The organism is Paenibacillus sp. LK1 (assembly GCF_002750415.1).
Taxonomy (GTDB): Bacteria; Bacillota; Bacilli; order Paenibacillales; family Paenibacillaceae; genus Paenibacillus; species Paenibacillus taichungensis.
Map to the genome: position 1 here is coordinate 12,679 of NZ_PEII01000007.1, position 15,361 is coordinate 28,039.

General features: G+C 48.2%; 15 protein-coding genes. 7 read left to right on the forward strand and 8 right to left on the reverse strand.

Going from position 1 to position 15,361, the window contains the following annotated elements; all coding sequences use genetic code 11:
• Window positions 1-60: 60 nt before the first annotated feature.
• Together CS562_RS16415 and CS562_RS16420 are read right to left on the reverse strand one after the other, a co-directional pair.
• Entirely contained in the window at window positions 61-879 is an 819-nt protein-coding gene (locus CS562_RS16415; RefSeq protein ID WP_099857267.1) for a hypothetical protein, read from the reverse strand.
• A gap of 62 nt (window positions 880-941) precedes the next feature.
• Window positions 942-1,295 (reverse strand): ArsR/SmtB family transcription factor, encoded by a 354-nt coding sequence (locus CS562_RS16420; RefSeq protein WP_373561742.1) that lies wholly within the window; start codon window positions 1,293-1,295, stop codon window positions 942-944.
• A 125-nt stretch (window positions 1,296-1,420) separates the two neighbouring features.
• Here CS562_RS16420 and CS562_RS16425 point away from each other — a divergent pair, with 125 nt between their 5' ends.
• Window positions 1,421-1,795 (forward strand): polyketide cyclase, encoded by a 375-nt coding sequence (locus CS562_RS16425; protein ID WP_099857269.1) that lies wholly within the window; start codon window positions 1,421-1,423, stop codon window positions 1,793-1,795.
• Between the two features lie 232 nt (window positions 1,796-2,027).
• Here CS562_RS16425 and gntK read toward each other — a convergent pair whose 3' ends face one another.
• The 4 genes from gntK to CS562_RS16445 all read right to left on the reverse strand — a co-directional run bounded on the left by gntK (window position 2,028) and on the right by CS562_RS16445 (window position 6,827).
• Window positions 2,028-3,578, reverse strand: a complete 1,551-nt coding sequence (gene gntK, locus CS562_RS16430) for a gluconokinase (RefSeq protein ID WP_099857270.1) — start codon at window positions 3,576-3,578, stop codon at window positions 2,028-2,030.
• 129 nt (window positions 3,579-3,707) lie between these two features.
• Window positions 3,708-4,535: a carbohydrate ABC transporter permease gene (locus CS562_RS16435; protein ID WP_099857272.1), complete on the reverse strand. Its 828-nt coding sequence runs from the start codon at window positions 4,533-4,535 to the stop codon at window positions 3,708-3,710.
• A 21-nt stretch (window positions 4,536-4,556) separates the two neighbouring features.
• Window positions 4,557-5,423 (reverse strand): carbohydrate ABC transporter permease, encoded by an 867-nt coding sequence (locus CS562_RS16440; protein ID WP_076287712.1) that lies wholly within the window; start codon window positions 5,421-5,423, stop codon window positions 4,557-4,559.
• A 129-nt stretch (window positions 5,424-5,552) separates the two neighbouring features.
• On the reverse strand, window positions 5,553-6,827 hold the full coding sequence (locus tag CS562_RS16445) for an ABC transporter substrate-binding protein (RefSeq protein ID WP_063567341.1): 1,275 nt from the start codon (window positions 6,825-6,827) through the stop codon (window positions 5,553-5,555).
• A 322-nt stretch (window positions 6,828-7,149) separates the two neighbouring features.
• Here CS562_RS16445 and CS562_RS16450 point away from each other — a divergent pair, with 322 nt between their 5' ends.
• The 5 genes from CS562_RS16450 (at window position 7,150) to CS562_RS16470 (ending at window position 13,390) form a co-directional block, all read left to right on the forward strand.
• Window positions 7,150-7,917, forward strand: a complete 768-nt coding sequence (locus CS562_RS16450) for a GTP cyclohydrolase II (protein WP_099857274.1) — start codon at window positions 7,150-7,152, stop codon at window positions 7,915-7,917.
• A 259-nt stretch (window positions 7,918-8,176) separates the two neighbouring features.
• Window positions 8,177-8,755, forward strand: coding sequence for a glycerol-3-phosphate responsive antiterminator (locus CS562_RS16455; RefSeq protein ID WP_076287428.1), 579 nt, complete (start codon window positions 8,177-8,179; stop codon window positions 8,753-8,755).
• A 23-nt stretch (window positions 8,756-8,778) separates the two neighbouring features.
• Entirely contained in the window at window positions 8,779-10,266 is a 1,488-nt protein-coding gene (gene glpK / locus CS562_RS16460) for a glycerol kinase GlpK (RefSeq protein ID WP_099857276.1), read from the forward strand.
• A gap of 392 nt (window positions 10,267-10,658) precedes the next feature.
• Window positions 10,659-12,317 carry a glycerol-3-phosphate dehydrogenase/oxidase gene (locus CS562_RS16465; protein ID WP_099857278.1) on the forward strand — a complete coding sequence of 553 codons (1,659 nt, stop codon included), beginning with the start codon at window positions 10,659-10,661 and terminating at the stop codon, window positions 12,315-12,317.
• A gap of 68 nt (window positions 12,318-12,385) precedes the next feature.
• Window positions 12,386-13,390 (forward strand): Gfo/Idh/MocA family protein, encoded by a 1,005-nt coding sequence (locus tag CS562_RS16470; RefSeq protein WP_076287431.1) that lies wholly within the window; start codon window positions 12,386-12,388, stop codon window positions 13,388-13,390.
• Window positions 13,391-13,505: 115 nt separating this feature from the next.
• Here the strand turns inward: CS562_RS16470 and CS562_RS16475 are convergent, their stop codons facing one another.
• Window positions 13,506-13,793, reverse strand: coding sequence for a winged helix-turn-helix transcriptional regulator (locus tag CS562_RS16475; RefSeq protein WP_062321783.1), 288 nt, complete (start codon window positions 13,791-13,793; stop codon window positions 13,506-13,508).
• Between the two features lie 424 nt (window positions 13,794-14,217).
• Here CS562_RS16475 and CS562_RS16480 point away from each other — a divergent pair, with 424 nt between their 5' ends.
• Complete coding sequence (locus CS562_RS16480; protein WP_076287432.1) at window positions 14,218-14,604, forward strand: DoxX family protein; 387 nt, start codon at window positions 14,218-14,220, stop codon at window positions 14,602-14,604.
• A 179-nt stretch (window positions 14,605-14,783) separates the two neighbouring features.
• On the opposite strand, the gene CS562_RS16485 is transcribed toward CS562_RS16480, so the two are convergent.
• Window positions 14,784-15,302, reverse strand: a complete 519-nt coding sequence (locus tag CS562_RS16485) for an AbrB/MazE/SpoVT family DNA-binding domain-containing protein (protein ID WP_099857280.1) — start codon at window positions 15,300-15,302, stop codon at window positions 14,784-14,786.
• Window positions 15,303-15,361: the final 59 nt, after the last annotated feature.

Genomic DNA, 15,361 nt, shown 5'->3' on the forward strand with positions numbered 1-15,361 from the left:
AAATCTGTCGATGTCATTATTGTAACCTAAGCTTCATTCAAACTTGTATGAGAACCAAATTTAGCTTAGAGTCTGGGGCAGATAGGAGCCAAAGAGGGAAATCGCCGCATCTGCGCTATAACCATCATCGCCCTGCCAGGTTGCAGCAAAGTGGAAGTCGCTGTACCCGCCTCTGCTTTTTCGTGGCGTATCCTGCGGCACAAGCAGACCGGATGCACCCCAGATTTCGAGGATGGCGTCGCGTTCCTGTTTGCTCGAAGGAAATAAGCCTTTCCAGCGTTTCTCCAACCCGCGTGCGCTGTCGTGAGGCTCGCAGGTTTGCGCTGCTTCAAGCATGCTCACAAGTATAGCGATGTCTGCGTCAGTCACTTCATAGATGGCTTCCTTGCTAGCCAGCAGTAGATCCAGATCCATCAGGCAGTATAACAGGTTGTTGTGGCGGACCCCGCCCCATTTAACCCGTTCAAAGTTCAATACGTTCAGATCGACGTCCGTGTACGTATTGTCCGATTGCAGGCGCAGGAAGTTACAATCCCCACAGGAGCTGGTGTTGGCATGCAGTGCTCGGCGTTCCTCATAGTTATGCAAAGGCAGCTGCGATGTTAAAGCCCAGCTGGAAAGGGCGCTGCGCAGATAACCTTTTTTGGTAGATAAACTGTGTAAAAATGCTGATACTACCCGTCGCTTGATAGAGTTGTCCTGATGAATCTCATGCAAACGCGCGACGATCTCATCATGGGTAATGGTCAGTGGATCGAACATGACACCTCTGCTTTTGGCATATTCAAAGTCATCCCCTGATAAGGGAGCAGATATTGTTTTCCAGCCGCCGCTTCCCCAAAAGGTGCCTAGCAGGATTTTTGCTGCTTTTTTATCCAAGAAATAAACCTCCTTTATACAATCGATAAGATGATGGATCGCATGATTAAGCTTCGTTTTCCTTAATGTACATATTCCTTGGTTGTATTCAGAATCAGTTCAACAAGACCTGGAAAACGGGAGTTCAAGTCTTCTTTTCGCAGAGAATAGAAGTGCTGCTTACCTTCAATGCGAGGCCGGATAAGGCCTGCTTCACGTAAGATTTTGATGTGATGAGACAACGTTGATTTGGAAATATGGTCTACTTCGAAGGCGGAACAGTTTTTCTCGCCAGAGCTGGCCAGACAGTGTGCAATTTTCATCCGTACCGGATCACCGAGTGCGTTGCAAACCGTGGTCAGATTCAATTCCGAAGCCATAGGTATCGTTGGAGTTTTCATATCTATGACGGTAGCATATTCGACAAGCTCTTTCAATGTTTGAATTTTTTCGAACTGAGGGTTGTTATTGATGCAGAAAGTATGTTACATTTCATCTCAGTTAGTTTGAAATTTTTCGAACTTAAATCGAAATCGGCTTATATACCTCAGGAGGAATACCCATGACTACCTTGTTAAACAACTATTTCCGTCTATTTGACGCTTCCCGTACTGACGAACGCGCGATGCAGGATCTATTGTCCCTGTTTACACCGGATGCAGAGATTGTGCTTAATGGAACCAGCAGAACAGGATTCGATGGTTTTATGAAAGCTTTCTATGAATACAATAGCGATGTGAAACATATGTGGGACCAATGGAAGCTTCAGCCGGACGGTAGCTATCAAACAAACTGGGCGGTATGCGGACAAGCTGCGGACGGAACGGTGTATGCCAAAACAGGCATCGATATCGCTCGTGTAAATGAGGTGGGGAAGATTGTATATTTGGAAAATGTGCAGGCAGATAAGGATGCATTCAGCAAATATAATGGATGATTGCAATAATTAGCATATGGATGCATACATTCTTTTCTGGTTCTTCTTATTGAGATACTTCATTATCTATCTTGTATATCATGTCACCATTGCTGATGGTGTGGTGGGCAATGCATCTATGGTACTTGGGGTATTTGTAACAAAAAAAGTACATTAAAGAAGGGCCACCCATATGTCATAGACATAGTGGGATGACCCTCTTTAACGTGCAGCGATTCGTTGCCGTAGCAAGTCACTTCTGCATCGTTTTATTCTGAAAAGCAGCGATATCGGCATACTCTTCTTCAAACTTGCGGGAGATGCGGATGAAGATCGGCAGCAGTTCACGATAGATGCGAACGCTATCTGGGTCTGGCTGATGCCGATGGGTCGATCCAATCATGCCGGAGACAGCGCTGAGGGAATCGATGCGGCCAAGAGCATAAAGCCCCAACACGGCTGCCCCAAGGCAGGAGCTCTCGATACTCTCGGGAATGATGACATCCTGGTCAAAGATATCTGCCATCATCTGGCGCCACAGCTCAGAGCGGGCGAAACCGCCTGTCGCCTGAATCTTTTTGGGACGCCCGATTTTCTCTTCAATCGCCAGCATGACGGTGTACAGGTTAAACAAGACACCTTCAAGAGCAGCGCGAATCATATGCTCCTTCTTATGATGCAGTGTCAGGCCGAAGAATGAACCACGTGCATTCGGATTCCAGAGTGGGGCCCGCTCACCCGTCATGTACGGATGGAACAGCAGGCCTTCCGAGCCTGGAGGTACATTTTCGGCGACACGGGTTAATACTTCATACGGATCAATTCCGAGTCGTTTCGCTGTCTCTACCTCGGATGCCGCAAACTCATCCCGAATCCAACGGAATATAACCCCGCCATTGTTGACCGGACCGCCAATCACCCACGCATCCTCAGTGAGCGCATAACAGAAGAAACGCCCTTTCGGATCGGTGACCGGCTTGTCCACAACGGTACGAATCGCTCCGCTGGTCCCGATGGTAACCGCTACGACGCCTGGATCAATGGCGTTAACGCCCAGATTGGAGAGCACGCCGTCACTTGCCCCGATGACAAATGGTGTCGAATCTGCAATACCCATCTCCTTGGCATACTCAGGATTCAAGCCTTTCTTAAGTACATGTGTCGTCGGCACGAGGCGGGACAGGTGATCCGGAGTGATGCCTGCGACATGGAGAGCTTCCTCGTCCCAGTCGAGCTTTTCGAGATTCATCATCCCTGTGGCAGAGGCCATGGAGTGGTCAATTACATACTCGGAGAACAATTTATAAAATACGTATTCTTTCATTGAAATAAATTTGTGCGTCTGTTTGAACAGTTCCGGTTGATCTCTGGTTAGCCACATGATTTTGGTCAGAGGTGACATCGGATGAATCGGTGTACCGGTTCTCAAATAGATTTCGTGACCGTTCATTTCGGTTTTGAGTGCTTCTGTCCACTCGGCACTGCGATTGTCTGCCCAAGTCATCGCCCGCATCAGTGGTTTGCCGTGTTCATCAACAGGCAGAATGCTGTGCATGGCTGAACTGAACGATACAAACAGGATTTCATCCGGTTTGATGCCGGCCTTGGAGGTCGCTTGTTTAACCGAGTCTACTACCGCTTTGAAAATATCTTCTGCATCCTGCTCTGCAATCGCAGGAGTAGGGGTATACAGCGGGTAATCGGCACCGCCTTGAGCCACAATGGTTCCGTTCTCTTCGAACAGGACGGCCTTGGTGGAGGTGGTGCCGATATCTACGCCGATCATATAGGGTGAAGAAGCCATTTTGTCATCCCTCTTTCTTGAATATATAAGTTAAATGAATGCTGTTTATTCATCCAACTTATATGGCATCTGGTATTTATCTATAGATAAGAATATCAGACTTGAGGGATGGATCAAAATGCGCTATCCCTAATCCTTTACAGCTCCTGCGGCAATATCGGAGATAAACTGGCGGCTGATGAACAGGAACATCACGATCAGCGGAATAACAGCCAGCAGTGTACCCGCGATAACCATCGCGTAATCCGTATTGTACAGTCCGTTTAATTGAGACAACGCAATCTGCAGTGTATACTTTCGTGCATCCGTCAGGACGATCAGGGGCCAGAGATAATCATTCCATACGCCAATAAATGTGAACGCACCGAGGAAAGCAAACGCAGGCCGCAGAATGGGCAACGCTACATTCCAATAGAGCCGGAAAAAATTACAGCCATCGATTCGCCCGGCGTCCAGCAGGTCATTCGGTATGGACTCCGTGGCATATTGGCGAATCCAGAAGATGCCGAAGGCGTTCACCATGCCCGGAATAATGAGGGCTTTGAAGGAACCGACCCATCCGAACGTGGCCATGAGCACGAAGGAAGGGACCAGCGACAGCTGGGAAGGTACCATCATGGTGGCGAGCAGCAGGACGAAGAGCCATTTTTTACCCGGGAATTCAAACTTCGCAAACGCAAACCCTGCCAGTGAATCAAAAAACAGTACCAGTACCGTCACCAAGCCCGATACAAACAACGTATTCATGAATGCGCCCCAGAAATCAATCTGCTGAAGCACCCGACTGATATTGTTCCACAGTTCGCCACCGAACCAGAGCTGAGGTGGGAACTTATAAATGTCGGACGTCGTCCGGGTAGACATTACAATCAGCCAATAGAACGGGAACATGGAAATGAGCATGCCCCCGATAAGACCGATATACAACACCAGCGATTTGAAAGATTTGGACGTCATGAGCGCTCCCCCCTTGTCACATCAGGATGACTTGCCTTGAACGAGCTTCCAGTTCACAATCGAGAACAGGGCGATAATGAGGAACATGCCCCAACCAACCGCAGCACCGTAGCCGAAGTAGTTATTAATGAAAGATTCGCGGTAAAGGTACAGTACAATGGTCATCCCGGCTGCGCCTGCGCCGCCATCGTTACCCACGAGAATTTGTGGCTCGGTAAATAGCTGCATGCCGCCGATTGTTGATGTGATCACAGTGAACAGAATGACGGGACGCAGCATTGGAATCGTAATTCGGAAAAAAGACTGTATCCCGGATGCCCCGTCAATCTTGGCAGCCTCGTACAATGTCTGCGGGATGCTCTGAAGTCCGGCCAGATAGATGACTGCGTTGTATCCTGTCCAGCGCCAGACCACCATGGAGGAGATTGCCACTTTGATGCCCCATGGCGCGTTCAGCCACTCCACCACTGGAAGCCCGACGGACTGGAGCAAATAGTTGAGAAACCCGTAGTTGTTGGCAAATAGGGCACCGAAGATAATGGCGACGGCCACGATGGACGTCACGTTCGGCAAGAAATACCCTACCCGAAACAGAGTACGGAACTTCACAAAAGGTGCATGCAGCAGAAACGCAATGATTAGGGCAAAGAACAACATCGGGATGGTGGAATAAATCCAGATCATGAACGTGTTGCCCACCGCTTGCCAGAATTCAGCATCGGTCAGCATATATTTAAAGTTGTTTAGTCCGTTATAGGTCATCACACCAATGCCATCCCATTTGTGAAAGGCCAGATATAAGGAAAAACCGATTGGAAACAGTCCAAACACGGCAAACAGAATGTAAAACGGGGAGATCGCCACATAGAGTGCACGATGTTCCCACATCCGGGACAAGAGTGATTTCTGCCGATCCAAATCCGGACTTACCTTCCCCGGATCCGGAGTGAGGCGAGGTTCGGTTACAGCCATATGAATTCCTCCTTTGCGGATTGCCATCTCATTAGAGTGTCTGAATTAACGCTGTAACTCCCGCTCAACACGGTGAACCGTATCAGGCCAGACCTGCTCCGGGTTGGCATTTTGCTTCGCAATATCATTCAGCCGCCGAGTAATGATGTTGTGCACCGAAGGGTATCGTTCACCAAAGAAAGCCTCGGGCACATGCTGTGCCGATTCGGCAAATACAGGCCCTGTTGCCTGTCCGCCGAAGAAGGGTTCTTCTTCTTTCATCGCCGGTGTATCGAACACACCAGGTGCCGAAGGAAACAGGTTCAACGTCTTATATTGTTCAAGCTGGTTATCCGGGCTTTGCAGCCACTGGATGACTTCGAACGCTTCTTTTGGATGTTTGCTTGACTTCAAAATGGACAGGAATGATCCACCGTTATTGCCGTCTCCACCAGGAGCGCGAGTGACTCGCCACTTGCCAGAGGTATCCGGCGCGGCTTCCTGCAGTACCTGCTTCATCCAGACGGCTCCCACAAAGGAAGCGATCTCACCATTATTCATCGCTGCGTTCCAGCCAGGGGTCCAGCCGTCTGCATTAGCGAGCAGCCCTTTTTGCTTGAAGGATACGGCGGTATCCCAGCTCTGCTTGACGAGTGGAGAATCCATGCCGATAAACGAGCCGTCAGGACGGAAATACCGTTCGGTTCCTTGCGATAACACTTGATTGTAAACGGTTCCAATATTGTCGGTTAGAAATACCTTGCCTCCGAACTTTTCCTTGATCTTTTCTCCTGCAGCAGAATAGGCATCCCAGTTGTTGATCTGACGAGCCACTTCTTCAGGCTCGGAAGGCAATCCGGCCTCTTTAAATAGATCTGCACGGTAGAAGAGGGCTGTCGGTCCCGTATCCATAGGGAAGCCGATCATTTGTCCACCCGGTGTAACGCCTTGCTTCCATTTCCAATCCAGATATTGGTCTTCGACGTCACCTGCGCCGAGATCATACAGATTATAGAAACGGTCCTCGCTGGGAAAGAGCTCCATGATCCAATCGTTCAATGCGACAATGTCGGGCTCACCTGAGCGCGCAGCGAGTGTCGTTTTGAGTTTTGCCTTGAAATCACCACCGATTTTCTGGGCGGTCAGTTCAATATTGGGGAACTTTTCCTTGGCCTTGGCAATCAGCTTATCATCGATGGAACGGTTCCAGTACCACAATGTAAGCGCTACCTTTTTGTTGCTCGATGAATCGTTCTGTCCCGGCCATATGGAGCATCCGCTCACCAGCATGACACAGACTAGCAGAATGGCTGTCCAGCATGTTCTTTTCCGGCGGATCATGTGATAACCCCCTCATCGTTAAGTTCGAGGCATGAAGTGCGATGGACTACAACATAAGTGTATGAGCAGTTTATAAACTCATACCCAATATTCCTGAAATGAAACACAAATTTGTGTCGGTTACGTATCATAAATTTATTAGTTACTTTAGAAACAAAAGTTACTTGACACAATATAATTTTTATTTTAAACTTGCTTACATAAAGTAACTAATGATGATGACAATAATATAGATACGTATGATATGCAATCCAGTGATCCATTTTACGTCTGGATGCGAATCAATTCATAACCAAGATGGTTTAACAGGAGGAAATTACTAATGATTAATTCACATATTATTCAACTGCTTGCCCCCAAAATTCAGACTTTTCCGAGTGGAAAAGAATTCATTCACCTCGTTGGACCGATTAAACTTCCGGTGAATCTCGATGGAGAGACACATACCTTCCAGTGGTACAGCTGGATGAATTCTGAGAAAGCTATGGAAAGCCGCGAGCTGATTGAATCTCTCGCTACCGCCGAACTGGCTGAACGTCAGCAATCCAGCGTATTGGTGTACGGTGAGTTTGCCGAAGCACAGGAAGCGTTGATTCGGATGCACAGCATCTGTCATACGGGCGATATCTTTGGCAGCAAACGTTGTGACTGCGGCTTCCAACTGGAGCAATCGATGAAGATGATTGCTGCCCATGGAGCAGGCGCACTCTTCTATCTGGCAAACCATGAGGGCCGTGGCATCGGTCTGTTCAGCAAAGCGATGGCATACCTGTTGCAAGAGGAAGGTCTGGATACCGTTGATGCTAACCTGCAGCTTGGATTTACAGACGATGCTCGTAATTATGATGATGCCATTGCCGTATTGCGGGCACTTCGTACAGCTCCCGTAACATTGATCACCAACAATCCACGCAAGCTCGCTGCTTTGCAGGAAGCGGGACTGAATGTGGGTGGACGTGTGCCACTGTGGGGAGATCGTTCGTCCTTTAACGAAAAATATTTGCAGACCAAAGTGAGCCGTTCGGGTCACTTGGCAGAAAATGATGCATGGGCTGGTGAAGAGACCTTGCTTCCACACGCCCAAGCCTAAAAGGTTGATCCCGATCCCGATCGATCGTTCAATATGATTTTGGCATAACGCCTGTTTGCCATACTGTCCAATAGACAGGACAATTTAAGCTGTTTGTGTATGCTCCTTCTGGGGTAAACATGAACAGCTTTTTTGAGTTTAGGGAATGGAATGGCCCCGTCTCACGCCAAGAATTAATCTGACGGTCCTGACTTTGCTTGCCGTTCATACCATACGAACTATACAATATAGGCATCTGATTTATGCGGGAGGAACGAAGGTGCCATTTGAGGGACAGTATGTGTTACCGGCTGCCAAGAGCATGAAGCAGTTTGAAGCAATGATTGAAGGCCCATACACCTATGGGGTTATGCTGGATACGCATATTGCGCAGCTTCATAGTCTTCTGGAAGAAGCACGGCGACGTGGCAAAAAAATAGTTCTGCATGCCGATCTGGTGCAGGGGCTGAAGAACGATGAATATGCCGCAGAGTATTTATGCCAGCATATTCGTCCGGCAGGACTGATTTCGACGCGAGCCAGTGTAATTCAGAAGGCGAAACAGAAAGGGATTACAGCCATTCAGCGTGTTTTTCTGCTGGATACAAATGCGCTGGAGAAAAGTTATCTTTTGCTGTCCAAGACCCAACCGGACTATATTGAAGTACTGCCCGGTGTTATCCCGCATATTATTGCAGAAGTATCCATACGGACAGGTATACCCATTATTGCAGGTGGGTTGATCCGCTCAACGGAAGAGGTTGAACTGGCGCTGGAAGCCGGAGCTACCGCAGTAACCACTTCCAACATGGACCTGATTCGGCACTACAAGAAATCGCATACAGAATATAAGCAGTAATCCCACAACAGGAGGTTGTCTGTATGGAAAAATATATACTGGCCCTAGATCAGGGGACGACGAGCTCCCGGGCTATTCTGTTTAACCGGAGCGGTGAGATTGTGCATATTGCACAGCAGGAATTTCCGCAGTACTTTCCCAAGCCGGGCTGGGTGGAGCAGAACGCCAATGAAATTTGGAGCTCCATTCTGGCAGTGATGGCTTCATGTCTGGCCGAAAGTGGAATTAAGCCGGTCCAGATTGCCGGCATCGGCATTACGAACCAGAGGGAAACGGTTGTGGTATGGGACAAAGAAACGGGCCGTCCCATCTATAATGCAGTAGTCTGGCAGTCCAGACAAACGGCTGATATTTGTGATGAGTTAAAGGCGAAGGGATTGGGTGATCTTTTTCATCGAAAAACGGGCTTACTCATTGACCCTTACTTCTCGGGAACCAAGGTGAAATGGGTTCTGGATCATGTGCCTGGCGCCCGGAAGCGTGCAGAGAAGGGTGAGCTTCTGTTTGGTACGATCGACAGTTGGCTGATCTGGAAGCTGAGCGGTGGTACTCATGTCACTGATGTATCTAATGCTTCCCGCACATTAATGTACAACATCTATGATCTGCAATGGGATGATGAATTGCTGCATATTCTGGACATTCCCGAAGCGATGCTGCCAGAAGTGCGCGGTTCATCCGAGGTGTACGCACATACGGTTGACTACCATTTCTTTGGTCATCGGATTCCAATTGCCGGAGCAGCAGGAGATCAGCAGTCGGCATTATTCGGTCAGGGCTGTTATACAAAGGGAAGCATGAAAAATACGTACGGCACCGGCTGTTTCATGCTTATGAATACCGGTGAACAACCCGTACAATCCAACCATGGCCTGATTACAACTATTGCATGGGGCATTAATGGAAAAATCGAGTATGCGCTGGAAGGCAGTATTTTTGTCGCAGGTTCGGCGGTACAGTGGCTGCGTGACGGCTTACGGATGCTTCGTTCCTCAAAAGACAGTGAGGACTATGCGGCACGTGTACCCTCTACAGACGGAGTTTATATGGTTCCTGCATTTGTAGGTCTGGGAAGCCCTTACTGGGACAGTGAGGTTAAGGGAGCGGTGTTTGGTTTGACAAGAGGAACGACCAAAGAACACTTTATCCGTGCAACCCTGGAAGCACTGGCGTATCAGACCAAGGATGTACTGGAGGCAATGGAATCCGATTCAGGTATTCCGGTGAATGCCTTGCGCGTAGATGGGGGAGCAGCGGCCAATGATTTTCTGATGCAATTCCAGAGTGATATTCTGAATATCCCTGTGGAGCGCCCCAATGTGAACGAAACGACAGCATTAGGTGCGGCTTATCTGGCAGGACTTGCAGTAGGCTATTGGAATAGCGCGGATGAATTGGCGAATCACGAGAATACGGAGCGTGTCTTCCAGCCGGTTATGGCTGAAGAAGAGCGTACAGAGCTGTATGCAGGGTGGCAACGTGCAGTGAAGGCAGCGATGGTGTTCAAATGAGTGGATTATATTTCAAATGGGCATTTGTACTTTTTTGATAAAGTTCTACAATAAATGATATTTATTGGTGGAAAATGATGCATAACTTACAGGGTTTATTTTCCTGGAGAAGAGAAAACATATACCCACTATAAGGAAAAATAAATGATTAGTGGATCAGTTTGAAATTCCATCCGCAGGCAGAACAACTTTTTGAAATTTTTTTGAATAATGTGTCATTTCAGGCCTTCACGCCGCCTTAAATGTGTGATAGGATTAAGTCACAAGTTAAAAAAATGATGTCTGGAGATCGGGAGAGACCACGTACCGCTCAGCAATTGCTGAAGCGAATGACGTGGTCTTTTTTTTTGCTTTTGTGGGTAAAACAAAGGTAATCAATGGGAGGAATCGGGATGACAACATCGTTCTCAGCGGAAAAACGAACCGAATATCTGGATCGGATGGCGAATGCACATTTTGACATATTGATTATTGGTGGGGGAATCACAGGAGCCGGGATTGCGCTGGATGCAGCTTCCCGCGGATTGAAGACAGCACTGGTGGAAATGCAGGATTTTGCGGCAGGCACATCCAGTCGTTCGACCAAACTGGTGCATGGCGGTCTACGGTATCTGAAGCAGTTTGAAGTGAAAATGGTGGCTGAGGTGGGACGGGAGCGAGCGGTGGTGTACGAGAATGGGCCACATGTGACGACACCCGAACCGATGCTTCTCCCCATCTATACGGCGGGTACCTTTGGTCGCTTCAGCACATCCATTGGTCTGATGGTGTACGACCGGCTTGCCGGAGTGAAGCGTAGTGAACGACGCCAAATGTTAAATGCCGGTGCCGTCTCAGACAGTGAGCCTTTGCTGCGCAAGGAAGGACTGCTGGGTGGTGGACGTTATGTGGAATACCGAACGGACGATGCCCGGCTTACCATTGAAGTGATGAAGGAAGCGGTGCGGCGCGGTGCACAGGCAGTGAACTATGTGAAGGCAGCAGCATTCCTGAAGGAGAATGGGGTCATTACCGGAATTCAGGCTGTGGACCAGATCAGCGGTCAATCTTATGATTTGCGGGCAACCAAGGTGATTAATGCTTCCGGTCCATGGGTGGATGAGCTGCGCAAGATCGATGGGTCCCGCCAAGGCAAAACGTTGCAGATGACGAAAGGTATTCATTTGGTATTCGACGGTACGCGTTTCCCGTTAAGGCAGGCTGTATATTTTGATACACCGGATGGACGAATGGTCTTTGCTGTCCCGCGGGATGGGAAAACCTATGTGGGAACCACGGATACCGTCTTCGAAGATGATCCCGCACATCCGTTAATCTCTGAGGCAGACCGGGATTATGTCATCGATGCCGTCAACGGCATGTTCCCGGACGTTAGGATCCGAGCTGAGGACGTGGAGTCCGGTTGGGCTGGAGTACGCCCCCTGATCCATGAGGAGGGTAAAGGGCCTTCCGAAATTTCGCGCAAGGATGAAGTGTGGGTAGCCCCTTCGGGGTTGATCACGATTGCCGGGGGAAAATTAACCGGGTACCGCAAGATGGCAGAGATGGTTGTTGATCTGACTGCTCGCCAATTGGAGCAGGAGACGGGGAGATCCGCTGGACCATGTATTACGAAAAAGATGCCGATTTCTGGAGGCCATGTTGGCGGTTCCGCCGCATTTGGTGCGTATGCTGAACGCAAGATTAAGGATGGAGTAGCACTTGGACTCGACAGATCTACTGCGGAACGATTAGCCAGAGTGTATGGTTCCAATGTGGACGCACTGTACGAGCGGATGCCTGATCCGCGGACAAAGGCCGACCTGCATGGTATGTCACAGGAGCTGCTGATAATGCTGCGTTATGCCATTGACGAGGAGATGGCTGTGACACCGGCAGACTTTTTTGTGAGACGCACCGGAGACCTGTTTTTCCGCATTGATGAAGTCCGCCAGTATAAGGCAGTGGTTATTCAGTATATGGCTGAACACTTGGATTGGCGGGAGGAACAAGCGATACGGTTTGCGAATGAACTGGATCAGTTGCTCTTGGAAGCATCGGGCAAAATGTAATGCAGGATTTCGCATCTGGGGGTCGAATGGAACATGTAAGCGTGTAACAAGGAGAGGGGTTTACATCTATGACTTTACAGATCGGAATCATTGGAACAGGTTGGTTCAGCAAGGTACATGCAGATATTCTGGCACGAATGGAAGGTGTTCGTGTAGCAGCTGTCTGCGGAACAACGTTGGAGAAGGCAGAGGCTATGGCTTCCGTCTATGATGCTGTTGGCTACGGTGAACTTGAACATATGCTGGATGGTGAAAAGCTGGACGCAGTCTATATCTGTATTCCTCCGATGTCTCATGGATCGATTGAAGCTGAATTGATTCGACGGGGTATCCCGTTCCTGGTGGAAAAACCGTTGAGTACAGGCATGGATATTCCTCGTCAGGTGTTGGATCAGGTACAGAAATCCGGATTGTTGACATCGGTAGGTTATCATTTCCGTTATCAGGAGGCTGCACAGGTACTGAAAGAAGCGATGAAAGAGCAGACCGTCGGCATGGCGCTTGGACGCTGGATGGGCGGAATGCCGGGAGTCGCTTGGTGGCGTCGCCAGGAAGGCTCCGGGGGACAGTTTGTGGAACAGACGACCCATATCGTGGATTTGCTGCGGTATTGTGCTGGTGAAGTGACAGAGGTATACGCTGTAGCGGCCCAACGCAGTATGCATGAAAAGCATGAGCATGTCACGGTAGCTGATGTGGCAAATGTAACGCTTAAGCTGGAGAGTGGAGCGATTGCAAGCATTGCCAACACCTGCCTGCTGCCAGATGGTGAGGGCGGAGCAGGGCTCCAGTTCTACACGGATGCCGGAGTATGGGACTGGACACCTGAACGTCTTCTTCTGCCAAGTGCTGCCCCTCATGCGATGGCAGGTCTGGAGATTCCCGCAGGGCATAACCCTTATGAGCGGGAAAATGAAGCGTTCATTCACGCCCTTCGTACCGGAGATCGTTCACGGATATTGTCCGATTATGCGGATGCCTGCCGTACACAGGAAATTACAACGGCGGCGTTGGTTTCGGCAGATTCGGGATTACCGGTACAGCTTCAGCCATCCAAACACCTCTCGCATTAATCCTTTTATGACGTAACCAGAAATATAAACGCGTGAAAAAGACGCCTGAATCTGGACTGATCCAAAGATCAGTTCAATTCAGGCGTCTTTGTGTTGTACATGAATCAGAATCTGGCTACTTAGTAGACTGCTGCTGTTTCAACCAGTCTGAGGACCAGTTGTAAATCTGATTGATGACGGGTTCGATGGCTCTGCCTTTGGGCGTCAATTCATACTCAACGCGGGGAGGAATTTCAGGATACATATGCCGGGTTACGATACCTTCCATTTCCATCTCCTTCAGACGTTCGGACAATAACCGACCGCTAATCGCCATTTCTGCTTCCAGCTCTGTGAATCGTTTGGGTCCGGATAACAGTTGGTACATGATGAGCAGTACCCATTTCTTACCGATGATATCCATGGCCTGAGTAATGAGACAGGGACTTGGTGATTTTACTTTTCTCAGCTTCAACGTGTTCACCTCGATTCAAGTATTGATGGATTTCTTCGTATATTCGTATATATAAAAGTGCGTGGCTTTCTGCCGCTCTGACCAAAGTAAGGGACAATGAAGTCAAACATGTTACTACAAAATGTACTGTAACATACCTTTTGTATGTATTATACACTATTCGTCAAAAAATTACTTGAATAAATAATGTTATTATTATATACTCACTTCATAAAAGTAAGTTAATGATTATTAATATGTATAATATCAGCACATACCAATTTTGCAGTACAAACTGCCCATTTTAAAAATAGAGTTACGTTGTAACTTTTACATAGATTGCTTTTTATACAACAGATGAATATGGACATTCATTTTCAGGAGGATTATACATATGAACAAAGGCATAAGAATTTTAGGATATATTGCGTTGGTTGTTCTTGCAGGTATGTTTGTAATGGCAGGCTTTAACAAGGTTAGTGGAGCAGAGATGATGGTGCAGACTTTCGAAGGGTTCTCCTATCCTACATGGACGATGTATCTCATTGGGGTAGTAGAGCTGCTCAGTGCGGTAGGTCTGTTGATTCCTCGTACTCGTATTCTGGCTTCAGGAGTATTGACGTTCATTCTGATTGGGGCTGTGGGGAGTCATCTAATTTACGGACAATACGCAGCTGTTCCTTTCCCGGCGGTGTTGCTGGTTGCCAACATTATCGTTCTTATTATGGGGATGCGTAAATTGGAAGCAGAAGAAATGGATATGGATCTCGTGCAGGTCTAAGAGTTAAACGCTGGAGTTAAGAATATTGAAAAAGATGACCACTGTGATTAAGCGGTAGTCGTCTTTTTTGTGGTTTATCTCAAAAAAAAGAAGAACCCACGGAGTTCAAAGGGTTCTCTTGCAACGGGACTTCTTAAAACGGAAGGTCTCCTGATTATAAATAATCGAATAAATTCCTATTATAGTAGTTTTTTAAGTTGGGAGACGCGTCCTTGGCTAATGCCAAGCTTTTCCGCAATTTGCTGTTGAGCCAAACCGGGATTCTGTTCAACAATTTCCTTCATCTGTTGCAGCATGCGTGCCGTCTTCGGCCGCAGGTCCGGATACTCTTGGTTGGCAGCTGTAGCCCCTTCTACCCAAGTGGGAGACGAGACTGTGGCGGATTCGGTAGCAGGACGCTCCACGGGTGCAGGAGCCTGTTTGTTCTGAGGAACGAACCAATCGGGAGTGTCATCCGGGTGTTTTAATTGAATTGCACAAGTCCGGCAGATGAATTGCTCTTTGAAATACATTTCCGTATCCACATCACCGCAAAACACACACAATGTTGATTTATACTTTCTCAAAATCAACTCTTTCCCTTCAATGAAAAACTCGAGCGGATCGCCGATATGGATTTCCATCGTATCCCGCATTTCTTTGGGAAGGACAATTCGTCCAAGGCGGTCCAGAGATCTCTTCATTCCGGTTCTTTTCATCGCATCTCCCCCGCAATATTCACAATTAAAACCTGTCCTTATTGTAAGGAAGAAAGGGC